The following is a 26,940-nucleotide window of genomic DNA, read 5'->3' on the forward strand; positions in this document are numbered from 1 at the left end:
ACCGCGGTCTGGTTGTCGAAGCGGTTGAGGAACCACATCCGCTGCTGGGCCAGCGACAGCGGCACCAGCTCCGGGCGCGGCTGTGCGGTCAGCGCCGCCCGGCCGCCCGCTCCGGCGGCCGATTCCACCAGCGCGGCCAGTGCCGCGACATTCGAGGCCTCGAACAGCGCGCGCACCGGGATCTGGGTGTCCAGTGCCGCGCCGAGCCGCGCCGCCACCTGGGTGGCGATCAGCGAATTGCCGCCGAGTTCGAAGAAGTCGTCGTCCAGGCCGACACCGTGGCCGACACCCTGCAAACCGAGCACCTCGGCGAAGGTGCCCGCGACGATCTCCTCCACCGGCGTGGTCGGCGCGCGGAATACCTTGGCCGCGAAGGTCGGTACGGGCAGTGCCTTGCGATCCAGCTTGCCGGAGGCGTTGAGCGGGAACGCGTCGAGCACCATATAGGCCGTGGGCACCATGTAGGCGGGCAGCTGCTCGCCGAGGGTGTTCTTCACGGTGTCGACAACGATGGCGCGGTCCGGGTTCGCGACCAGATAGGCGACCAGCTGATCGCCGGTCCGCTCATCGGAATGCACAAGTACGACTGCCTGCGCCACCGCGTCCTGTGCGGTGAGCGCCGACTCGATCTCCCCGAGTTCGATACGCAGACCACGCAACTTCACCTGGAAATCAGTGCGGCCCAAATACTCCAGTTCGCCGCGCGCAGTCCACACGACCAGGTCGCCGGTGCGGTACATACGCTCAGCGGTACCGAACGGATTCGCAACAAACCGCTCAGTAGTCAGGTCGGGGCGACCGACATAACCATGCGCCAACTGCGCGCCCGCCAAATACAACTCACCCGGAACACCCGCAGGTACCGGACGCAACCGCGAATCCAACACAAACACCCGCGTGTTGAACACCGGAGCACCGATCGGCACCGAACTCACATCGGCATCGGTCACCTCGTGGAAGGTGACATCCACCGCGGCCTCGGTCGGACCGTACAGGTTGTGCAACCGCGCCCCGGTCAACTGACGCAAACGCTGCGCCGCCACCGCAGGCAACGCCTCACCAGAAGCGAAAACATTCCGCAGACTCGCGCATTCAGCCGCACGATCCTCAGCAACGAACACCGAAAGCATCGACGGCACAAAATGCACCGTGGTGACCTGCTCCTCGACGATCAAACGCGCCATATAAGCCGGATCGCGATGACCATCAGGCTTGGCGATGACCAGGCGTGCGCCGACCTGCAAAGGCCAGAAGAACTCCCACACCGACACGTCGAAGGTCGCTGGAGTCTTCTGCAACACCACATCATCAGCCGCAAGACCATACTCGGCGTGCATCCACACCAAACGGTTCACGATCGCGGCATGCGAAACGGCCACACCCTTCGGGCGGCCGGTCGAACCCGAGGTGAAGATCACGTACGCGGTATTGCCCGGCCGCAACGGCCGATGCCGATCCGCATCCGTCAGTGGCTCGTCCGAGAATTCGGCGAGGTCGAGTTCATCGATGCGGACCTGCCGCGACACCCTGGTCTCCAGATCGGTGCCGGAGGTCAGCACACACACCGGACGCGCAGTCTCCAAGATGTAATCGATGCGCTCACCCGGATGATCCGGATCCAACGGCACATAGGCACCACCGGCGGCATTGATCGCGTACATGCCGACCACCAGATCGATCGAGCGCCGCATACCTAGTGCAATAAAAGAATCCGGTCCGACACCCTGCTCGATGAGCCAGCGCGCCAAGCGGTGCACCCGCCCGGCGAATTCGGCATACGTCAGCGTCGCGTAGCGACTCGATGAGGGGCGGTGGTCGGGCGACGGGTGGGCCAGCGTCGCGTAGCGACTCGATGAGAGGTGGTGGTCGGGCGACGGGTGGGCCAGCGTCGCGTAGCGACTCGATGAGAGGTGGTGGTCGGGCGACAGGTCGGCCAGCGTTGTCCCATCGAAGGTCAGCGCGGGTGCGTTCGGGGTCCGCGCCACCTGGGCGGCGAATAATGAAGCGAGCGTGTGAGTTTCGTCGATTGCGCGAGTGGTGTCGTTCCACCGATCCAACAGCGACCGCTCGTCGGCATCCAGTAGCTCGATCTCACCGATCCGGGTCTGTGGCGTCGCGGCAGCGGCGGCGAGCACCCGAAGGAAGCGGGCGACGAAGGCGGCGATCGTCGACGCATCGAACAGATCGGTGGCGTAGCGCAGGCTGCTGGTGAGACCGCCATCCTCGGCGCGTTCGTTCACCACCAGGTGCAGATCGAATTTGGCGCCGGTATCGGCCGGTTCAATCGGCTCCACCGTCAGCCATGGCACCTCGAACGCCCGGCTGCCCGCAACCACACGCGGTGTCTCCCCGAAGCTGAACATGACCTGGAACAAGGGATGCGCGCCGGTACCACGGTCCACCGCCATGGCATCGACCAGGCGCTCGAATGGCAGATCCGCATTGGCGAAGGCCGCCAGATCCGTATCACGCACGCCCGCAAGGAGTTCGGCGAAGGTCGCCGACGCGCTGACCCTGGTCCGCAAGACCAGGGTGTTGACGAACATGCCGATGAGCGCATCGAGTTCGCGGGCACCGCGCCCGCTGACCGGCGAGCCGATCACCACGTCGTCGGTGCCGCTCGAGCGGGCAAGCGTTGCCGCGAAGGCCGCGTGCACCACCATGAACAGCGTCGCGCCGCCACGCCGTGCCAGTGCGCGCAGATCTGCCGCGACCTCGGACGTCACCTCGAAATCCACGGCGGCACCGCGATTCGACGGCAGCGCCGGACGCGGCCGGTCGGTGGGTAGCGCGAGTTGGGCTGGCAGGCCGTCGAGGGTTTCGCGCCAGAATCCCAACTGCTGATGCGCAGGATCGCCGGGCCGGTCCTCGGCGCCGAGCAGTGCCCGATGCCAGAGACTGTAGTCCGCGTACTGCACCGGCAGTTCCTGCCAATCCGGTGTACGGCTGGGCCCACCCGCCACCCGGCCACCACCCCTCATCGAATCGCTTTGCGATGCTGTACCCAATCTGGCCAGATAGGCGCGCACCAGATCGCTGATCAGCGGCGTCATCGACAGCGCGTCGGCGGCGATATGGTGCACGACGAAGACCAGCACGTATTCGTCACCGGGGATACCGCGCCGATCGTCGACGCGGTCGACACTCAGCAGCGCCACCCGCACGGGCAGTTCGCTGGTCACATCGAATCCGGCACTGGTGATCGCGGTAATGGCGGCGGTCAGCTCGGCACGCTCGACGGGTGCCGGATTGAGATTCAGCCCGATCTCGGCAGCTACCAGAATCGACTGGTACGGACCCGATTCGCTATCGGGGTAGCAGGTGCGCAGCGATTCGTGCCTGGACAGCACATCCAGCACCGCGCGCTCCAGCGCGTTGATATCGAGCCTGCCGGTGAGCCGGAGGACGACGGGAAGGTTGTACACACTGACCGCGCGGTCCTGGGTTTCGATCCGATTGAGAAACCACAGTCGCTGCTGGGCCGGTGAGAGCGGAATGCGCTCCGGACGTTCCTGCCGCACCAGCGGCCGGGCAGGCGCGGCGGCCCGGCTGAGTTCATCGACGGCGGCCGCGAACCCCTCGACCGAGGACGCGTCGAAGAGGGCTCGCACCGGGATGCGCGCACCGATGGCCTCCCCGGCCCGGGCGGTCACCTGGGTGGCGTCGAGTGAGCTGCCGCCGAGTGCGAAGAAATCGTCATCGAGGCCGACCCGTTCGACCCGCAGCACCTCGGCGAATACCGCCGCGACCAGGCGCTGGGCCGCATTGGTCGGTGCTCGGAAACTCTTGTGCCGCAATACCGGAAGCGGCAGGGCTCGGCGATCGAGCTTGCCACTGGTGTTGCGTGGGAACTCCGAAAGCTCGACCAGCGCGGTCGGCACCATATATCCGGGAAGACGCCGTGCCAGGCCCGCTTTGACCTGCTCCAGATCCAATTCGCTGCCCGGTGTGCGGATCACATAGCCCGCCAGATAGTCCCCGGTATCGCCATCGATCAGCCGGACCGCGGCCTGCCCCACCGCTGGCGCCGCCAGCAGGGCCGCCTCGATCTCCGCGAGTTCGATGCGCTGGCCGCGGAACTTCACCTGGAAATCCATCCGGCCGAGATAGACGAGCTCGCCATCGGCGCTCCAGCGCACCAGATCTCCGGTGCGGTACATGCGCGCACCGGATCTGCCGAAAGGGTTGGCCACGAACCGCTCCGCGGTCAAATCGACCCGGCCGTGGTAGCCGCGGGCCAGCTGGTCACCGGCCAGATACAGTTCGCCGGGTACCCCGATCGGCACCGGATGCAGCCGCGAATCCAGCACGTACACCTGGGAATTCCACTCGGGCTCACCGATCGGCACCAGTTCGTCGTCGGCGGTGATCTCGCGATAGGTGATCGATACCGCCGCCTCGGTCGGGCCGTACAGATTGTGCAGCGCGGCATCGCTGACAGTATGAAAGGCCGCGACGGTCTCCGGCGGCAATGTCTCACCGATGACGAAAACATCGCGCAGCGAATCGAGTTCCGCCGCCTCGGCATGCGCCGCGAAGACCGCGAGCATCGATGGCACGAAGTCGGTCAGTGTGACGCCGTGGCGGGCAATGGTTTCCGCGATATAGCGCGGATCGCGGTGGCCGTCCGGCGCGGCGAGCAGCAGGGTCGCGCCCGCGCGCAGCGGCAGGAAATAGCCCCACAGCGATACGTCGAAGGTGGTCGCGGTCTTCTGCAGGTAGACATCGCCGCGGTGCGGCCGGTATTCGTCGTGCATCCAGGCCAGCTGGTTGGCGATGGCGCGGTGTTCGACCGATACACCCTTCGGCTTGCCCGTCGACCCGGAGGTGAAGATGACGTAGGCGGGGTGTTCGGGTCGCAGCAGCGCACGACGCTCGCCGTCGCCGATCTTGGCGGCGGAGTACTCCGACAGGTCGAGCTCGTCGATATGGTGCAGGTGCACGCTCGGCGGCACGGTGGCGGGGAGGGTGAATCCGCTACCGCGCGTGGTGAGTACGGAATGCGGCCGGGCGGTGTCGAGAATGTGCCAGATGCGCTCGATCGGATGTTCGGGATCCACCGGGACGTAAGCGGCACCGGCGCGCAGCACCGCGTACATCGCGACGACCAATTCGATCGAGCGCGGTATGGCCAGCACCACCAGTGATTCCGGTCCGACTCCGGTACCGATGAGCAGGCGGGCCAGCCGATTGACCCGCTCGGATAGCTCGGTGTAGGTGAGCTCGGTCGTATCGGAGACCAGGGCAATGGCATTCGGCGTGCGACGCACCTGGTTATCGAAGCCCTCGTGCAGAAATCGGTCGGCCACCTTGTGCCCGCTGGCATTCCAGCTCGCGGTGACGTAGTCGAGTTCGCCCATATCCAGCAGCTCGATATCGCCGACCGCGATATCCGGATCGGCGACGGCCGCGCGCAGCAGCCGGAGGAACTTGGCCCCGAATTCGCGCACGGTCGCGGCATCGAACAGATCTGTGGCATAGGTGAATTCGGCACGGTAACCGGATTCGTCCGCGCCGGTGTCGGAAAGTGTCAGCTGGAGATCGAATTTCGCGAAGCCGGGATCGAAATCGACCAGCTCCGCGTCCAGCCCCGGCATGGTCAGCGCGATCGGCCCGATGTTCTGCATGAACAGCGCGACCTGGAACAGCGGATGCCGCCCCTGCGACCGCGCCGGATTGACCACCTCGACCAGCCGCTCGAATGGAATATCGCTGTGCGCGAAGGCATTCAGATCCCGCTCGCGCGACTGGGCGACGAGATCGGCGAAACTCGCCTCGCCCCGAACCTCGGTGCGCAGCACGAGGGTATTGACGAACATGCCGACGAGGTCGTCGAGCGCGCGCTCCCCACGCCCGGCCACCGGCGTGCCGATGGCGATATCGGAGGTGCCGGACAGCCGCGACAGCAGCACGGCGAGCGCGGCGTGCACAACCATGAACGGCGTGGCACGGCTGCGGGCGGCGATCCGGTCGATCGCATGACGCAGTTGCGCGTCGATGGCGAACTCGTGGGTGGCCCCGCGATAGGACGCCACCGCGGGGCGCGGTCGATCGGCGGGCAGATCCAGCTGTGCGGGCAGCTCGGCCAATTCGGTGGCCCAGAATCCGAGTTGGCGCGCGGCCACCGAATCCGGATCGTCCTCGTCGCCCAGCACCTGCTGCTGCCACAGTGCGTAGTCGGCGTACTGCACCGCCAATGCGGCCCAACCCGGATTGCGGCCAGCGCGACGGGCGGAATAGGCGGTGACGAGATCGCGCATCAGCGGCCCCATCGACACACCGTCGGCGGCAATGTGATGCACGACCAGCACCAGCGTGTGATCCTCCGGTCCGCTGCGCAGCAGGCGCACCCGGACCGGAATCTCCTCCGTGACATCGAATCCCTGTACGGCGGTTGCCAATACGGCGCCCGCGAGTTCGGCCTCCGGCACATCGGTCGGCGATAGGTCGAATACGGCGTGCACCGAACGCACCACCTGGACCGGACCGTCCTCGGTCTGCGGGTAGACGGTGCGCAGGATCTCGTGCCTGGCCACGAGATCGGTAATGGCCGCGGACAGGGCGGAGACCTCGAGCGCACCGCGCAGCCGCAGCGCGACCGGGATATTGTCCACCGCGGCGGTATCGAAGACATAGGCCGATTCGGTGTATGTGCCGAACCGGTTGAGAAACCACATGCGCCGCTGCGCCGGGGACAGCGGAATGCGCTGCGGCCGGGCGACCGCCGTGAGTGCGGGCCGCGCGACTCCGGTCCGCGACAGTCCGGCCAGTGCCGCAACCGTCGGGCGGTCGAAGAAATCCCGGACATCAATGCTGATGCCGAGTGCGGTCCCGATCCTGGCGATGGCACGGGTGGCAATGAGGGAATTGCCGCCGAGTGCGAAGAAATCGTCATCCGCGCCGACCCGCTGCGCGCCGAGCAGTTCACCGAAGATCTGCGCGACCGCAATCTCATCGGCGGTCGCCGGGGCACGGTATTCGGCCGCACCGGAACCGAATACCGGTTCCGGCAGCGCGCGACGGTCCAATTTGCCGTTGGCATTGATCGGCATTTCGTCGAGCACCATGACCAGCGACGGCACCATGTAGTCCGGCAGGTCCCGCCGGGTCGATGCCAGCACGGTGGCCGGATCCGGCGCAATGCCACGGTGCGCCACCACATAAGCCACCAGATGATCCCCGCCCGCGTGCCGATGCAGCAGCACCGCGGCCTGCGTGACCTGCTCATTGCGCAATAGCGCCGCCTCGACCTCACCGAGTTCGATCCGCAGCCCGCGCAGCTTCACCTGGAAGTCGATGCGGCCCAGATATTCCAGTTCGTCCGGACCGCCCTTGCCATCGGTGACCCAGCGCACCAGATCGCCGGTGCGATACATCCGGTCACCCGGCGCGCCCTGGGGATTTGCCACGAAGCGATCGGCCGTCAGTCCGGGACGGGCCACATAACCGCGGGCCAACTGCACACCGGCGAGGTACAGCTCACCGACGACACCGCTGGCGACCGGCCGCAGATTATCGTCGAGCACCAGCAATTCGGTGTCGTCGGCGGGCGCGCCGATCGGCACGGTGGTGTGGTCGGCGGCGGTGACCTCATGGGCGGTGACATCGACGGCGGCCTCGGTGGGGCCGTACAGGTTGTGCAGCGTCGCGCCGCTGATATCGCGGAAGGCGGCCGCAGTGGCGGCGGGCAGCGCCTCACCGGAGGCGAAGACCAGGCGCAGACTCCGCGCCGCCGTTTCGATCTGTGGTTCGGCCACGAATACCGCGAGCATCGATGGCACGAAATGCGCGACGGTGACGCCGCGTCCGGCGATCGTGCGGGCCAGATAGGCCGGATCACGATGACCGTCCGGTGCCGCGATCACCAGCCGCGCACCGACCTGCAACGGCCAGAAGAACTCCCAGACCGAGACATCGAAGGTGAACGGCGTCTTCTGCAGTACCACATCAGCGCCGCGTAGTCGGTACAGCCGCTGCCGCCACCGCAGGTTGGCAAGGATCGAACGATGCGATACCGCAACACCTTTCGGGCGGCCCGTCGACCCGGAGGTGAAGATGACGTAGGCCGTATTGTCCGCCGACAGCGGCGCGCGGTCCAGCACCTCGTCGGATATGGCCGCGCCGTCGAATTCATCGATCCGCAGTACCCGGATATCGGGCCCGAACTCCGGCTGGTCCTGGGTCGTGGTGAGCACCAGCACCGGTGCGGCGACCTCGAGGACGTAACCGATGCGTTCGGCCGGATGCTCGGGATCGATCGGCACATACGCACCGCCCGCCTTCAGGATCGCGTACATGCCGACCAGCAGGTCGAATGAGCGCCGAACGGCCAGCCCCACCAGGGCGTCCGGGCCGACGCCCAGGTCGATCAGGTGCCGCGCGAGGGCGTTCACCCGGCCGTCGAACTCCGCATATGTCAGCGTCGCGCAGCGACTCGATGAGGGGTGGTGGTCGGGCGACGGGTGGGCCAGCGTCGCGCAGCGACTCGATGAGGGGTGGTGGTCGGGCGACGAGTGGGCCAGCGTCGATCCCGCGAATTCCAGCGCCACCGCATCCGGCGTCCGGCGCACCTGCTCCTCGAATTCGGTGACCAGGGTCTCGACCGGCGCGAATGTCGTCGGCAGCACATGCGCCGCCGCCGTCAGCGCATCGTCGAGCAGCTGCTCGAGCACCGTGCCCAGCGCACCGTCGGCCGATTCCAGCAGCGCGGGCAGCTGACCGGAGACCACGACCGATACCAGTGCGTCGGCGCCGAGCCCGCCGCCCATGGCCTCGTCGAGCACCATGATCTCGGTGGCCAGCACACCGTAGGTGATGGTGGTCCCGTCGTGTCGCAGGGCGACCCGGTCGGGGTCCAGTTCGGCGACCTTATCGATCAGGCCGGGCAGCTCATCGATGCCGTACGCCCGGCGCAGCGCCGAATGATCGTGCGCGGCACTACGATTGCCGAGTCCGCTGGATGCGACCGATTCTGCGTGGGACATCAGCTAATTCCTTCCGAATCGACTTCCAACCCCGAGTTGGAGATCACGGCCTGTGCCTCGGTGCGCAGGGTTCGCAGCACCGCGGCCAGACCACTGCCGCCGAGGGCGGCCAGGAGACCGGGCACCAGCCCGGCCAGGGCGACATTGATGAGCGCTTCCGGTTTGGCGGTCGCACCCATGGCCTTGGCGACCGTCGCGAGCTTGGCGGCCAGCTCGCCGTAGGTCACCGTGTGCGCGTCGTGGGTGAAGGCGACGGCACCGGATGCGATATCGGCCGCGGCGGCAATGACCGCGGGCAGGTCCGCCAGCTTCGGCGCAGTGTTCTGGTCATCGACGCGCTGCGAATGCTCGGCTCCGCCGCGCTCGGCGGCGCTGCGAATATCGATGGCGCGAATAGCGATCGACGGGTCTGCTGCCACGACCGCGAGCACACGCTGAAGTCGCTCGGCGAACAACCGGACCGTGGCGGCGTCGAGAATGTCGGTCGCGTACCCGAACCGCATATCCAGCCCGGCCAGCTCCCCCGCCGCGTCGAACATCTCGATGGCGATCAGCTGCAAGTCGTATTTCGCCTCGGCCAGTGCGAGATCGAGCACCTCGACCTCGAGCCCGGGCAGCGCGACGCGGCCCGACGGCATGTTCTGGAAGGTGAACATCACCTGGAACAGCGGCGCATAGGCGCTGGATCTGGTTCGACCCATGGCGTCGACCACCTGCTCGAACGGCACATCGGCATGCGAGAGGGCGGCGATATCGCGATCCCTGGCCTGGCGCAGCAGATCGGCGAAACCGGTGCGCCCATCGACTTCGGTGCGCAGCACGACGGTATTGACGAACATGCCGATCAGATCGTCGAGTTCGCGTTCGCCGCGGCCAGCGACCGGTGCGCCGATGGCGATATCCGTGGTCCCGGACAGCTTGCCGAGCAGGACCGCGAAGGCACTGTGGATCAGGGTGAACAGCGTGGTCCCGTGCTCGCGGGCAATGGTGTCCAAACGCCCGGCGAGTTCGGCGTCGATCTCGAAATCGACTGCCGCGCCGCGCATATTCCGGCGCGGTGGCCGCGGTCGATCCGTCGGCAGCGGCAGCACCTCGGGCAGTCCGGCCAATTCCGTTGTCCAGTAGCCGAGTTGCCGCGAGCGCAGGCTGTTCGGATCGTGGTCGGAGCCGAGTGCCAACCGTTGCCACTGGCTGTAGTCGGCGTACTGGATCGGCAAGGGAGCCCAGTCGGGTGCGTGGCCCGCGGTCCTGGCCAGATAGGCGCGCATCAGATCCCGCGTCATCGGAGCCACCGAATAGCCGTCGGCGCTGATGTGATGCAGCACCACGACGAGCAGGTGCTCGTCGGTATCGGTGCGCAACAGCGCCGCGCGCACCGGCACCGTCGCGGTGATATCGAAACCGGTGGCGACGAATTCCTCGATCCGCGCGTCGATATCGTGCCGAGATACCGGAATCGGCGTCAGTTCGAATGACAGATCGGCGACGGTCAGCACCTCCTGCACCGGACCGGGTTCGGTATCCGGATACCGGGTGCGCAAGCTCTCGTGGCGTTCGATCACGTCGCGGATGGCCGAGTCGAGGGCAGCGATATCCAGTGCGCCGGTGAGACGCAGTGCCGCCGGAATGTGATAGGCCGAGGAGTCCGGTGCCAGCCGGTTGACCACCCACATGCGCTGCTGTGCCAGCGAAAGCGGAACGGGCGCAGTGCCGGACCGGCGGCTGAGCGCGGGCCTGGCATCGGCGTCGCCGAAGTCGGCCAGGTGTCCCGCGAGCAGCTCGACGGTCGGCGCTTCGAATACCGCCGCGACCGGAACCCGCACTCCCAGCGCGGCACCCAGCTGGGCGGCCAACCTCGTCGCCAGCAGCGAATTGCCGCCGAGCGCGAAGAAATCGGTGCCGACCCCGATCTCGCTGTGCCGCGCCGCCGTACCGATCACCGATCCGAAGGTGGCGGCGACCAACCGTTCCAATGCACTCGACGGTGCGCGGAAATCCACCGCGGCGAACACTGGTTCGGGCAGCGCGGCTCGATCGACCTTGCCATTGGCATTGAGCGGCAAGGACTCCAGCACGACAACTGCGGCGGGCACCATATAGGTCGGCAACTCCGCGGCAACGGCCGTGCGGATCGTAGCGGCCAGTGCGGTCGAATCGGCCTGCGGCACTGCGACATAGGCGATGAGCCGCGCTCCCGCATTGTCGTCCTCGCGCGCCACCGCCACCGCGGCTCGCACATCGGGCAGCCGCAGCAGCGCGGCCTCCACCTCGCCGAGCTCGATCCGGAATCCGCCGATCTTGACCTGGAAATCCGCACGCTCCAGGTACTCCAGCGTGCCTTCCGGACGCCAGCGGACGATATCGCCGGTCCGATACATCGTGGTGCCGATGGCGGCGGCGAACGGATCCGCGACGAACCGGTCGGCGGTCAGGCCCGGTCTGCGCTGGTAGCCGCGCGCCAATTGGGCACCGGCCAAATACAACTCACCCGGCACACCCACCGGAACCGGCCGCAAGCGACCATCGAGCACATAGACCCGGCTGTTCCACGCGGGCGTCCCGATCGGCACGATATGAGTCGGATCGTCATCGACCTCGAAACCGGTGATCGATACCGCGGCCTCGGTCGGGCCGTACAGATTGAACAGGCGCGCGTGGGTCCGTTCGGCCCTGCGCCGGAATTCGATCGCGGTAGCCGGCGGCAGCGCCTCACCAATGGCGAGCACCTGCCGCAGCGATTCCGGCAGCGGCGCGGCCGACACCGCCAGCAGCATGCCGACCAGGGACGGTACCGCGTGCAACACCGTTACCGCATGCCGTTCGATCAGGGCACGGAGCCGGTCCGGATCACGTTCGGCGCCCGGCGCGGTCACCACCAGCCGACCGCCCGTCGTCAGGATCGACCAGAATTCCCATACCGACAGATCGAAGGTCGCCGGTGTCTTGAGCAGGGCGCTCGCATTCGGTCCGGATGCGAATCGGTCACGCAGCCAGGCCAATTGGTTGACGATCGCGGCATGCGCAATGGTGACGCCCTTGGGCAGCCCCGTGGACCCGGACGTGAAGATCACGTAGGCGGGATGCTCCGGCCGCAGTGATCGAACCCGTTCGTCATCGGTGATCGGCAACGCGTCGTATTCCGATAGGTCGAGCCGATCCACTTCCAGTGCGGAAAGTCCGGTTTCGATGGGCATTCCGTCGCGCGAGGTCGTCAGCACACAGCTGGGTCCGGCGGTCTCGATAATGTGCGCGATGCGGTCGATCGGATGATCCGGGTCGATGGGCACATACGCACCACCCGCCCGCACCACCGCGTACATGGCGACAACCAGTTCGACCGAACGCCGCATCGCGAGCACGACGGTCGCCTCCGGGCCGACCCCGTCGGCTATCAGCCTGCGTGCCAGCCGGTTGACCGCGGCATCGAATTCCGCATAGGTGAGCACGGACTCGGAGGTCGCATCGATCAGTGCGACGTGGTCGGGCGTCAGTGCCACCTGGGCATCGATGAGATCCACCAGCGTCGCCGATGCCACCGGATGCGCCGTCCGGTTCCACTCCTCGAGCAACTGGGTACGAGCAACCTCCCCGAGCAGGTCCAACTCGCCGACTGCGGTATCAGGCTGGGTAACAACACCTTCGAGAATCCGGAGCAGCTGCGCACTGAACCGCCGCGCACTCGCGGACTCGAACAGATCGGTGGCATAGCCGAGCACCAGGTCGATCCCCTCGGGTGCGCCGTCCGCACCGTAGTGGTCGAACACGAACAGATGCAGATCGAATTGCGCTACCCCACTGTCGAATTCGAGCTCATGCACCTCGAGTCCGGGCAGCCGCAGCTCACCGCGCTCATGGTTCTGGAACGAATACCCGACCTGGAACAGCGGATGACGTGCCGTCGACCGTTCCGGATTCAGCACCTCCACCAGGCGCTCGAACGGCACATCCGCATGCGAGAAGGCCGCAATATCGGCCGCCCTGGCCCGCCCGAGCAGCTCATCGAAGCCTTCCGCACCTTCGACCCGGGTCCGCAGGACCAGCGTATTGACGAACATGCCGATGACATCATCGAGTTCGGCATCGCCCCGTCCCGCGATCGGCGTGCCGACGGCGATATCCGAACTTCCGGACAATCGCGCGAGCAGCACCGCCAAGGCGGCATGGACAACCATGAACAGCGTTGCGCCGCTGCGTCGTCCGAGCGTGACGAGCGCGGCATGCGATTGTGCGTCGATCGCGAACTCGACCTTCGCGCCGCGCAGGCTCTGACGCGCAGGCCGCGGGTGATCGGTCGGCAGCGCCAGCTGATCCGGCAGCCCGGCCAATGCCCCCGTCCAGTAGGCGAGCTGTTGCGCCGATACCGATTCGGGGTCGTCCTCACTGCCGAGCAGATCCCGCTGCCACAGCGCATAGTCCGCATACTGCATGGCGGGTGGCGTCCAGCCGGGTGCGCTGTCGTTCCGGCGCGCGGTGTACGCCTGCATCAGATCCCGGACGAACGGTGCGAGCGAAGACCCGTCCGCGGCAATGTGATGCAGCACCGCGGCCAGGACGAACTCCGCACGTCCCGCGATGCGGAACAACCGCATCCGCACCGGGATATCGGCCGTCACGTCGAAGGTGGTGGCGACCAGCTCCCGAATCCGTTCCGGGAGTTCGGCCTCCGTGCTGTCGATCGGGTAGAGCGCCGGAACCGCCTGCGCGACCGGCATGATCAGCTGCGTCGCCGCACCGTCGACCTCCGGATACCGGGTCCGCAGCGATTCGTGTCGGCCGACCAGATCGGCGACCGCCGCTTGCAGTGCCGCGATATCCAGTGCACCGGTCAGCCGCAGCGCCACCGGAATGTTGTAGGCGATCGAGTCCCGGTCGAACCGATTGAGGAACCACATCCGCTGCTGCGCGGGTGATAGCGGAAGCTGCGCCGGACGCGCACCGGCGATCAGCGCGGGCCGGATCGCACCCGAATCGTTCGCGACGACTGCCGCGGCGAGGTCGGCCACCCGCGGCGACTCGAACAGCGCGCGGACGCCGACGGTACGGCCGAGCGCGGCACCGATGCGGGCGGCGGCCTTGGCGGCCAGCAGGGAACTACCGCCGAGTGCGAAGAAGTCGTCATCCGCGCCGACCAGACCGTCGGCGCCCATGCCGAGGACATCGGCGAAGACTCCGGCGACGACTTCCTCTGCGACCGTGCCCGGCTTGCGGTAGGCCGTGGCCTCGAATACCGGCGCGGGCAGCGCGGCGCGATCCAATTTCCCATTGACGGTCAGGGGAATTCGACCCACCACCATGATCGCGGCGGGCACCATATGCTCGGGCAGCCGGTGCGCGAGCCGTTGGCGCAGCCCCACGGTATCTACCCCGTCGGCGCCGACCACATACGCGACGATGCGCGGCTCATCCACCAGATCGGTGCGCACGATAACCGCCACCTCGTGCACCGATACGTCCGCATCCAGCAGCGCCGCTTCGATCTCCCCCAGCTCGATCCGGAACCCGCGCAGATTCACTTGCTGATCGGCCCGGCCCAGATACTCCAGCTCACCGTCGACGGTCCACCGTGCGAGATCGCCGGACCGATAGGCCAGCGCACCATTGTCGGCATACGGATCGGCCACGAACCGGCTCGCGGTGAGCGCGGGCCGCCCGAGATAGCCGCGCGCCAACTGGCCACCGGAGACATAGATTTCGCCGGGCACGCCGACCGGCACCGGCCGCAGCCGGGCATCGAGCACCCGCACGACCAATCCCGGTATGGCGCTGCCGATGACGCTCGCCGAGCCGGTGCCCGCATCGATCCGCTGGTAGGAGACGTGCACGGTGGTCTCGGTGATGCCGTACATATTCACCAGCTGCGGCGTGCCCGGATGCCGGGCCGACCAGCCGCCGAGCCGCTGCGGTTCCAGCGCCTCACCACCGAAGATCACATAGCGCAAGGCGAGTTCGGCAGGCGGAGCGGCGGCCTCGGCGGCGATCAGTTGATAGAACGCCGACGGCGTCTGGTTCAGCACCGTCACCCGTTCCGCGGCAAGCAGTTCCAGGAACTGTTGCGGTGAGCGGGAGGTGAAGTAGTCGACCACCACCAGCCTGCCGCCGTGCAGCAGCGCGCCCCACAGCTCCCAGACCGAGAAGTCGAAGGCGTAGGAGTGGAACATCGTCCAGATATCCGATGGTCCGAAATCGAAATGGCCGCGGGTGTTGTCCAGCAACCGCAGCACATTGCGATGTGGGATGACCACACCCTTCGGCTGCCCGGTGGATCCTGAGGTGTAGATGACGTAGGCCGTATGCGCGGGGTCGAGCGGTGCCCGACGCTCGGCCTGGGTGATCGGCGCCGGATCCATCGAATTCAGGTTGGCGGCCATATCCAGCACCGGTCCGCCGAACCAACCGGGGGTCAATTCCGCGGTGGCACTGGTGATCGCACAGATCGGACGCGCGTCATCGAGGACGTATTCGATCCGATCCGCCGGATAGTTGGGGTCGATGGGCAGATATCCGCCCCCGGCTTTGACCACCGCGAGCAGCGCGACGATCAGTTCCACCGAACGCGGCAGCGCCACCGCCACCAGGGCCTCCGGTCCGACTCCGGCCGCGATCAGCCGCCGGGCCAGCCGGTTCGACCAGGTGTCGAGTTCGGCGTAGGTCAGCGATCGGCCACCGGCGCGGACCGCGACCGCCGCCGGATCCAGCGCCGCGGCCAGCGCGAACCGGTCGGCCAATGTGCTGGTCTCGGTGACGTAGGTCGCCACCGGAGTAGCCCATTCGTACAGCGACCGATGCTGTTCCTCGGCGCTGAGCAGTTGGATATCCCCCACCACCACCGTCGCATCGGCCGCGATGGCGGCCAGCACCTGGGTGAACCGGCGACCGAGCACCGCGATGGTGCTCGCGTCGAAAAGGTCCGTCGCGTAGCTGATCTCGATATCCATGCCATCGGCGCGACCATCGGCATCATCGGATTCGACCACCGTGAACTGCAGATCGAATTTGGCCGCGGCCGCGTCGAATGCGACCGGCCGCACCATCAGATCGGCGAGTTCGAGCGGGGGCAGCGCGAAGTTCTGGAAGGCCAGCGCCACCTGGAACAGCGGATGCCGGTTCTGTGCCCGGGTGGGCGCGATGACCTCGACCAGCCGCTCGAACGGCACGTCCGCATTGGACAGCGCCGAGATATCCTGTGCGCGCACGGTGTCGAGCACCGTTTCGAAGCGGGCCCTGGTGTCGATATGCGTGCGCAGCACCAGGGTATTGACGAACATGCCGACGAGCCCGTCGAGCGCGGCGGCACCGCGACCGGCGACCGGAGTGCCGATCGCGATGTCCTCGCCGACCGACAGCCGCGACAGCAGCACCGCCAGCGCCGCGTGCACCGTGCTGAACAGCGTGGTCTCCCGCTTGCGCGCCAACTCGCGCAGTTCACTGTGCAGATCCGAGTCGATACGCAGCCGATGGGTGTCACCGCGATACGACGAGACGGCCGGTCGCGGACGATCGGTGGGCAATTCCAGTTGCTCCGGCAGACCCGTCAGCGCGCCCCGCCAGTACGCGAGCTGGCGGTGCGCCTGCGACCGCGGATCATCGTCGACGCCGAGTGTTTCGGCCTGCCACAGCGTGTAGTCGGCGTATTGCACCGGCAGTGTGGTCCATTCCGGCCCGACGCCCGCGCGCCGAGCCGCATAGGCGGTCATCAGATCGCCCGCAAGCGGGCCGAGCGAGAAGCCGTCGGCCGAAATATGGTGCAGCACAATCGCCAACACGTGCTCGACCGCGACATTATCGGTGATCGCGAACAGCCGGGCCCGCATCGGCAGCTCCGCCGTCAGATCGAAGGTGGCCGCCGCGAATGCGCCGAGGCACGGTGCGAGTTCCGCTTCGGTGACCGGCTCCGGCCGCAGCGTCGGAACAGCCTGTGCCGCAGGGATGATCACCTGCTCCGGACCTTGGGGACCGTCCGGATAGACGGTGCGCAGGCTCTCGTGCCGGGCGACCACATCCGCCAGCGCAGCGGCCAAGGCCGCGACATCCAGCGCACCGGTGAGCCGCAGCGCGACCGGAATGTTGTCCACGGCATCGCCGGGTCCGGTCTCATCCCCCGCGAGAAAACGATTGAGGAACCAGATGCGCTGCTGCGCAGGCGACAGCGGAATCCGCTCCGGACGTACGCGAGCGGTCAACTCGATATCGCCGAGCCCCGGGAATCCGCCGCGCGACACCTCGTCCGCGAGCGCCGCGACCGTGCACGCCTCGAACAAGACCCGCACCGGCAGCCGCACATCGAGCGCCGCACCCAACCTGGCCACGACCTGAGTGGCACTCAGCGAATTGCCGCCGAGGGCGAAGAAGTCATCGTCCAGGCCGACCCGCTCGATACCGAGGACCTCGGCGAAGGTCCGGGCGATGAGCACCTGCATCGCGGTGCCGGGCGCACGGAAGACGGCGGCCTCGAATACCGGCGCGGGCAATGCCCTGCGATCCAGCTTGCCGGAGCCATTGAGCGGGAACTCATCGAGCACCACATAGGCCGCTGGCACCATGTACGCCGGTAGTTCCCCGCTCAGCGCTGCTTGCACGGCATCGGTATCGACCGTCGCACCGGCTTGCGCGACGAGGTAGGCCACCAGCTGTTCCTCGCGCAGCACGACAACGGCCTGTCCGATCGAATCGACAGTGGCAAGCGCGGTTTCGATATCTCCGAGCTCGATCCGCAGACCGCGCAGCTTCACTTGGAAGTCGGTGCGTCCCAGGTAGTCGAGCACCCCATCGGCCCGCCAGCACACCAGATCACCCGTGCGGTACATGCGCGCACCGTCGCCGAACGGATTCGCCACGAACCGATCGCTGGTCAGCTCCGGCTGCCCGACATATCCGCGCGCCAATTGCGCTCCGGCCAGGTACAACTCACCGGGTACCCCCACCGGCACCGGACGCAGCCACCCGTCGAGCACATAGACCTGGGTATTGAAAACCGGCGCACCGATCGGCACGGTGTCGATATCGGCAGCGGTGACCTCGTGGGCGGTGACATCCACCGCTGCCTCGGTCGGGCCGTACAGATTGTGCACCGCCGCACCGGTCAACGCACGCAGCCGGTGGGCGGGCCTCGGCGGCAGCGCCTCACCCGAGGCGAATACCAGCCGCAACGAATCACACTGAGCCGCTAGCGGTTCCGCGACGAACACCACCAGCATCGACGGCACAAAGTGCACGACACTGACCCGCTCGCGGCGGATCACCCCCGCCAGATACGCCGGGTCGCGGTGTCCGTCCGGCTGCGCAACAGCCAAGCGCGCACCGATCTGCAAGGGCCAGAAGAACTCCCACACCGACACATCGAAGGTCGCCGGGGTCTTCTGCAGCACCACATCATCGGCGCTCAACGCATATGCGTCCTGCATCCACACCAGCCGATTCACGATCGCGGCATGCGAAACCGCCACACCCTTCGGCCGTCCGGTGGAGCCGGAAGTGAAGATCACGTACGCGGCATTGCCCGGCAGCAACGCACCGAGCCGATCCGCATCGGTGAGCGGCGCGTCCGAATAGTCATCGGTGTCGAACAGATCCACATCGAGCACCGCCCACACCCGCGAGCGCCCCTCGACCTCGGTGGGCAGTTCCAATCCGTCATCCGAGCGGGTCAGCACACAGACCGGCCGCGCAGTCCGCAGCACCTGCGCGATGCGCTCCGCCGGATGATCCGGATCGACCGGAACATACGCGCCACCCGCGGTGAGCACCGCGTACATCGCCACAACCAGATCGATGGAGCGCCGCATGCCGATCGCCACGGTGCTATCCGGACGAACCCCAATGGACACCAGCAGCCGCGCCAGCCGGTTGACCCGGCCCGCGAACTGCCCATATGTCAGCGTCGCGGAGCGACTCGTTGAGGGGTGGTGGTCGGGTGACGGGTGGGCCAGCGTCGCGGAGCGACTCGTTGAGGGGTGGTGGTCGGGTGACGGGTGGGCCGGCGATTCACCCTCGAACGAGATCGCGACCGCCTCCGGCGTCCGTACCGCCTGCGCCTCGAACAGCGACACCAATGTCGCGTCGGCGGCGCCCGGATGTGCCGTCGCATTCCAGGAGTTCAGGATCAGCGTGCGCTCGTTCTCGTCGAGCAGGTCGATATCGCCGATCCGCATCCCCGGATCCGCCATCGCGTCGAGTACCCGCTGCAGCCGGATCGCGAACGAGGCGACCGTCTCGGCCTCGAACAGGTCGGTCGCGTACTCGAGGGTCGCACCCAGCCCGGCGGGAGCACCGGCGGCATCGACAGCTTCGGCGAGTGTCAGCTGTAGGTCGAATTTCGCTGTCTGCGTATCGATATCGAGCGCCGATACCGCGAGTCCGGCCAATGCCAAACTGGTTTGCGCGGTGTTCTGGAAGTCCAGCATGACCTGGAACAGCGGATGCCGCGCCGCCGACCGCTCCGGCTGCAATACCTCGACCAGCCGCTCGAACGGCACATCGGCGTGTGCGAAGGCGCGCAGATCGCCGTCGCGCACGGCCACGATCAGGTCGGCGAAGCGCAATTCCGGACGCACATCGGTGCGCAGGACCAGGGTGTTGACGAACATGCCGACCAGGTCGTCCAGCGCCTGATCACCACGTCCCGCGATGGGCGTGCCGATCGCAATATCCTGCTGCCCGGCGAGTTTCGCCAATACCGTGGCGAACGCCGCGTGCAGGACCATGAACAGCGAGGCGTTCGCATCCTCGGCCAGGCCGCGCAGTCGCCGATGCGTCGCGGCATCGATGGTGAATGCGTGGCGGGCGCCACGGTCGGTGGCAGCCGCGGGGCGTGGCCGGTCCATCGGCAGGGTCAGGACCTCGGGCACACCGGCCAGTTCGGCGGCCCAGAACCGGATCTGTTCGGCGATCAGCGATTCCGGATCGTCCTCCGCACCCAGCGTCGCACGCTGCCATATGGTGTAGTCGGCGTACTGCACCGGCAGCGGTGCCCACCCCGGCTCGGCACCGGTCAGGCGGGCGACGTACGCGGTCATGAGATCCCTGGTCAGCGGCGCGATCGACCAGCCATCGCCGCTGATGTGATGGATGGAGACGACGAGTACGTGCTCGCTGCCTTCCGGAGCGTCCTCGTCCATGCCACTGGCACCCTCGGACCGCATGCGGAGCAGAGTCAGCCGAACCGGCGGCTCCTGATCCACGGCGAAAGGCATTGCCGCCACGACACGGATCCGATCGGCCAACTCCGCCGCCAGCACCGGCTCCGGTACGAGCGAACCCGTGACTTCCCCGACCGCCAATACCTGCTGGTGCGGAATACCGTCCACCGCTGGGTATCTGGTGCGCAGCGCCTCATGCCGGATGAGCAAATCGGCAATGGCGACGTTCATGGCGGCCACATCGAGCGCGCCCTGCAGGCGGACCGCGGCCGTCAGATTGTTCGCGACCGAATCGGCATCGAACTGATTGAGGAACCACATCCGCCGCTGCGCATAGGACAGCGGCACCACATCGGGACGGGGACCGGCCACCAGCGCCCGACGGTTGCGCGCCGTGCCCTCGGTGGGCAGATGCGCGGCGAAGGCGGCCACCGTCGAATATTCGAACAGCAGCCGCACCGGCACCTCGACACCGGCGATGGCGCCGATCCGCGCCGCAATCTGCGTGGCCACCAGCGAATTTCCGCCGAGTGCGAAGAAATCGTCGTCCAGGCCGACCCGCTCGAGCCCGAGCACCGCCGCGAACACCTCGGCCACCGCGAGTTCCGCCGATGTGGTCGGCGCGCGATATGCCTCAACGGTCAGCACCGGATCCGGCAGCGCACGGCGATCGAGCTTGCCGGAGCTGGTCAGCGGCATTTCGGCCAGCGCGACGTAGGCGGTCGGCACCATATATGACGGCAGCGTGGCGCGCAGCCGCTGCTCCGACACCGCGCTCAGCTCCGTCTCCGGGATGGCGGAAACCACATAGGCGACCAGCAGTTCACCGGCGGCATGTGCGAACACCCGAACCGCCGCCGCCCGCACATCGGCCGCGGCCACCAGCGCCGCCTCGATCTCGCCGAGCTCGATCCGCTGCCCCCGCAGCTTCACCTGAAAGTCACTGCGCCCCAGATATTCCAGTTCCCCGGCACGATTGCGCCGCACCAGATCACCGGTCCGGTACATCCGCGCTCCGGCCGGGCCATAGGGATTGGACACGAAACGCTCGGCAGTCAACTCGGCCCGGCCGTGGTACCCCCGCGCCACCTGGACTCCGGACAGGTACAGCTCGCCGATCACCAGATCCGGCACCGGTCGCAGCCGCGCATCGAGCACCAGCGCCTGACTCGCGCGCACCGGACGACCGATCGGCACCGGGCCCTTCGCCGCGGCGTCGACCGCCGCGTAGGTGGCATGCACTGTGAATTCCGTGGGGCCGTATAGATTGTGCAGCTCGGCTCGGCTCACCGCGGCGAAGTCGGCCGCGACCTCACCGGTCATCGCCTCCCCTGCCACAAAAACCGTCCGCAGCGAGGCGATCTCGGCAATGCCGGTGGCATCGGCGAATACCGTCAGCATCGAGGGCACGAACGAGGTCATCGTCACCCCGTGCGCGGCAATGGTGGCGGCCAGATACGCACTGTCGCGGTGTCCGTCGTGTTCGGCAACCACCACGCGCGCACCACGCGCCAGCGGTGCGAACAGCTCCCACACCGATACGTCGAAGGTCGCCGGAGTCTTGAACAGCACCACATCGCCGGACCCGATGCGGTATTCATCGGCAATCCACTCGATCTGGTTCACCACCGACGCATGCGGTACCGCGACACCTTTCGGCCTACCGGTCGATCCGGAGGTGAAGATCACGTACGCGGTATCGGTCGCCCGCAGCGGGTGGAGCCGATCCGAATCCGTCACCGGCGCATCCGAATAGCCCGAGCAGTCGAGCGCATCGATGGCCAGCACCGGCGAATCGGCTCCGATCGACCATCCATCGCAGGTGCGCGTCAACACACAGACCGGCCGCGCCGAGGCGATAACGTCCGCGCGCCGGGCCGCCGGTTGGTCCGGATCCACCGGCACATACGCACCGCCCGCGGTCAGCACGGCATAGGCGGCCACCACGAAATCCACCGACCGCCGCATACCGAGCACAACCAGCGCCTCGGGACCGACCCCGGCGGCGATCAGCCGCCGAGCGAGCCGATTGACCCGCCCGGACAACTGCGCATACGTCAGCGGGCCGTCCGCACCGACCAGGGCCACGGCACCGGGCGTGCGCCGCGCCTGCGCCTGGAACCCGGCCAGCAAGGTAGCCGGACTTTTCAGCGTCGACTCGGCGGTACCGCATTCGATCGCCCGCTGCCGACCGGCCGCGTCGAGCAGCGGCAGATCCCCCACCCGCGACTCGGCATCGACCACGACCGCCCGCAACAACCGGACCAGCCACTGCGCATAGTCCGCGATGGTGGATTCGTCGAATAGCTCTGTGGCATAGGTGAATTCGGCCCCGACACCCCCCGATGACAGCTCCGCCGATGCCGAACCTTCCCCGAGTCCGGCACCGGCGAAACCTTCGGTGACCGTGAGTTGGAGATCGAATTTGGTCACGCCGGTGTCCAGCGTACTGGTGTCGACCGCCAAATCGGGGAGTTCGAATCGGATGTCCGCGGCATTGTCGAAAGCGAGCAATACCTGGAACAGCGGGTGCCGTGCCTGCGAGCGCGGCGGGTTGACGGCCTCGACCAACTGCTCGAATGGCAATTCGGCGTGTCCGAAGGCGGCGAGATCGATTTCGCGCACGCGCGCGAGCAGCGCCGAAAAGGGCGCGGCAGGATCGATCGCGGTCCGCAGGACCAGGGTGTTGACGAACATGCCGACCAGGTCGTCCAGCGCCCGTTCACCGCGTCCGGCCACGGGCGTGCCGATCACAATGTCATCGCTACCGGACAGCCGCGCCAACAGCACCGCGAATGCGGCATGCAGCACCATGAAGTTCGAAACACCCTGGACACGTCCGAGTTCGGCGATTCCGGCGTGCAGGTCACCGGGCAACTCGAAGCGGAAGACCGCGCCCCGTCCGGACGAGACCGCGGGCCGTGGCCGATCGGCGGGCAGCTCGATCAGATCGGGTGCACCGGCGAGCGTGGCGGTCCAGAACTCCAGCTGTTGCGCCAGGGGTGCCGCCGGATCCGTAGCAGAACCGAGCAATTCACGCTGCCAGAGGCTGTAGTCCGCATACTGCACCGGCAGTGGCGTCCACTGCGGCGCAGCGCCCGCATGCCGGGATCCGTACGCGGACATCACATCTCGCGCCAATACCCGCAGCGACAGCCCATCGGCCGCGATGTGATGCAGGACCAGCGCCAGCGCGCAGCTTTCGTCATCGACCAGGAAGATCCGCGCCCGAATGGGAATTTCGCGCTCGAGGTCGAAGCCGAGCGCCGCGAACCGGGCCAACTCCGCATCCAGCGCACCGGCACCGATCGGCTCGGGCTCGCCGACGACCGCGGCCTCGTCCACGGACAGCACCACCTGCTGCGCGGCCACCTCCGGCGCCGACACCGCGGGAAAGATCGTGCGCAGCACCTCATGCCTGCCGACCACATCGGCCAGGGCCGCCCGCAGCGCGGCCACCTCGACCGCACCGCGCAACCGCACCACGAAAGGCATGTTGTAACCGGCGCTGGCACGCTCGAACCGGTTCAGGAACCAGATCCGCTGCTGCGCCGGAGATAGCGGAACCAGCGACGGCCGGTGACGCGCCCGCAGCAGCGCGAGCACCGGCACGTCGCTGGCTCCACCCGTCTGCTCGATCAGTTCGGCGAGTGCGGACACCGTTGTGGCGGTGAACAATTCGCGAACTCCGAGCCGACAGCCCAGATCCGCGCCCAAACGGGCCGCGACCTGGGTGGCCACCAGGCTGTTACCGCCGAGAGCGAAGAAATCGTCGTCACGCCCGACCCGATCGTGACCCAACACCTCGCCGAAAACCCGTGCGACCGCGGCCTCCATCGGCGTCGCCGCCGCGGCGTATTCGGTCGAGCTGCGCTCGGGCGTGGGCAGCGCGGCACGGTCCAATTTGCCGGAGGCATTGACCGGCAGCGCATCCAGCACCACGAATGCCGCGGGCACCATATACCCGGGCAGCGCCTGGCTCGCCGCGGCCCGCAACTGCGCGAAAGATACTGCGCCCGGCTCGGATTCGACGACATAGGCGACCAACTGCTCGCCGACTCCGGCGTCATCGCGCACCACGACCACCGCCCGCACCACCGCATCGACGGCGCCGAGCACGGCCTCGATCTCACCGAGCTCGATCCGCAACCCGCGCAGCTTGACCTGGAAATCGGTACGCCCCAGATACTCCAGCTCGCCATGGGTGGTCCACCGGACCAGATCACCGGTGCGGTACATCCGCGTGGCGGCGCCGTCCGGCCCACCGAACGGATCGGCGACGAACCGGTCGGCGGTGAGCCCGGGTCGGCCGATATAGCCACGGGCGAGCTGTACCCCCGACAGATACAGCTCGCCCGAAGCCCCGACCGGTACCGGCCGCAACCGCGAATCGAGCACATAGAGCCGGGTATTGAACACCGGCGCGCCGATCGGCACCGAGAGGGTATCGGTATCGGTCACCTCATGGAAGGTGACGTCGACCGCCGCCTCCGTCGGACCGTACAAATTATGCAGCCGCGCACCGGTCAGCACCCGCAGCCGCTGGGCCAGCGCGGCGGGCAGCGCCTCACCGGAGGCGAAGACCGTGCGCAACGAGGTGCGGTTGGTGAACTCCTGGTGAGCCAGAAACGCTTCCAGCATCGATGGTACGAAATGCGCGGTCGTCACGCCGTATCGGCTGATCACCGTGCGCAAATAGGCCGGATCGCGATGGCCGTCGGGCTCGGCGAGCACCAGCCGCGCCCCGACCTGCAGCGGCCAGAAGAACTCCCATACCGACACATCGAAGGTCGCCGGCGTCTTCTGGAGTACGACATCCTCGGACGAGAGCCGATACATCTGCTGCATCCACACCAGCCGATTCACAATCGCCTCGTGCGTGACTGCCACGCCCTTCGGCAGTCCGGTCGACCCCGAGGTGAAGATCGCGTAGGCGGGCTGTCCCGGCCGCAAGGCGCCGCCGCGCTCCCGATCCCAGACCGGACCATCGGCATATTCTGCGAGATCTACCAGGTCGACGCGGATTTCCGGGATCCCGGAAAACTCCGGTGCCGCAGCCGCTTCGGTGGTCAGCACGCAGGCGGGCCCGGCGGTGGCCAGAATATGCGCGGTGCGCTCGGCCGGATGATCCGGATCGAGCGGCACATAGGCCGCTCCCGCCGCGAGAATCGCGTAGATCGCGACGATGAGCTCCGGCGAGCGGCGGATGTTAACCGCGATCAGCGTTTCGGGTCCGGCGCCGAGCCCGATCAGATGCCTTGCCAGCCGATTGCTGCGGGCCCCGAGTTCCCGATAGGTCAGATCCGGCGCACCGGCGAAGCGCACCGCGACCGCATCCGGTGTCCGCCCGACCTGCGCCTCGAACATCGACACCAGCGTCGGCGCACCGGCGAGCACCGTATGCATATCGAAGGCGGTCGCATTCCAAATCCTGGTGCTCACCTCGAGTTCCAGTTCGGTCGCCACCGCCACCGCCACCATCGGCGTATCGACCTCGGCGGCCACCACCCGCTCCAGGTACTGCAGGAAGCGGGTGTGATGGCGGGCGATGTCATCGGCGGAATACAGATTCGGATTCGCCTCGAAATCCACGTGCACGCTGTCGCGCTCGCCGTAGTACACATTGAGGCTCAGGTCCTCCACCGGCCCGGTGGAGAGCACGTGATACCGGCCGACCGTATCGCCGAGGGTCAACTCGCTGCCGAACAGCATGATGTTGACCAGCGGACCGAATAGCGCCCGGCGCGTGGGCTGCCCGTCGTGCTCGGCATCGCGCCGGATGTCCTCGTGCCGATACCGCTGGTGCCGCAGTGCGCCCGCCACCTCGACCCGAGTCGCGCGCAACAGCTCACCCCAGGTGCCGTCGACCGCGAGCCGCAGCGGCACGACATTCGACAGCATCCCCGCCGACCGCCGCATCACCGCCGTGGTGCGCGCGGTCACCGGCAGGCTCAGCACCGCCTCGTCCCGGTCGGTGAGCCGCCCGAGATATCCGGCGAAGGCCGCGAGCAACACCACCGCCAACGTCGAATCCTGGCTCACGGCAACGATATTCATCCGGTTGACCAGCGCTTCCGGCAGTACCCGACCGGCGATCAGGTTGGTCGCCGAACGCGGTGCGGTGCGCCCGTCCAGCGTGGTCGTGCCGTCCAGCCCGGCCACCCGCTCGGCCCAGTACTCCCGGTCGGCCTCGAAACGAGTGCTGTCGCGGTAGGCGAGTTCGCCGTCGACCAGCGCGGTCAGCGCACCCGGCCGCACCGCTGGCGGCTCGGTGCCCAGCACCCGGGCGGTGTACAGCTCGGCCACCCGCTGGATATTGGTCAGCGCGCCGAACCCGTCGAGCACGATGTGATGCACCCGCAGATACCAGAACGACCGATGGTCGGCGACCCGCAGCACGGCACCCGCGAACAGCCGGTCGGCCAACATATCGACCGGCGCGCCCGCATCGGCCCGCATCCATTCATGTGCCGCCGCAACCGGATCGGCATGGTCGCGCAGGTCGATCGCCTGGATACCAATGGAATTCGCGGGATCCACCCATTGGCACGGTGCACCGCCGGATTCACCGACCCGCACCAGCGCCGATTCGTATTCACGCGCCGCCTCGACCGTCACCTCTTGCAGGATCGCGATATCCAGCGCCTGCGGCACATCCACGTACTCGGCCACATTGATCGGCACGTCGGGCTCGAGCAACTGTGCGTACCAGATCCCCAACTGCGCCGGAGCAAGCGGAAACGCTCGCAATGCGGTGTGCGCCGGCCCTTCCGGTCGCGCCCCACCCAACTCCGTATCGTGCACCAGAGCCTCCTCGTTCG

General features: G+C 67.3%; 2 protein-coding genes. Both read right to left on the reverse strand.

The features are described 5' to 3' along the window. On the reverse strand, positions 1-8,984 hold an 8,984-nt coding region (locus ABZW16_RS15575), incomplete at its 3' end, for an amino acid adenylation domain-containing protein (protein WP_354956281.1). After that, positions 8,984-26,923: a non-ribosomal peptide synthase/polyketide synthase gene (locus tag ABZW16_RS15580; protein WP_354956283.1), complete on the reverse strand. Its 17,940-nt coding sequence runs from the start codon at positions 26,921-26,923 to the stop codon at positions 8,984-8,986. The genes ABZW16_RS15580 and ABZW16_RS15575, both read right to left, overlap by 1 nt. Positions 26,924-26,940 lie beyond the last annotated feature (17 nt).

Source organism: Nocardia sp. NPDC004604, from assembly GCF_040609795.1.
In the GTDB taxonomy this organism is placed as follows: domain Bacteria; phylum Actinomycetota; class Actinomycetes; order Mycobacteriales; family Mycobacteriaceae; genus Nocardia.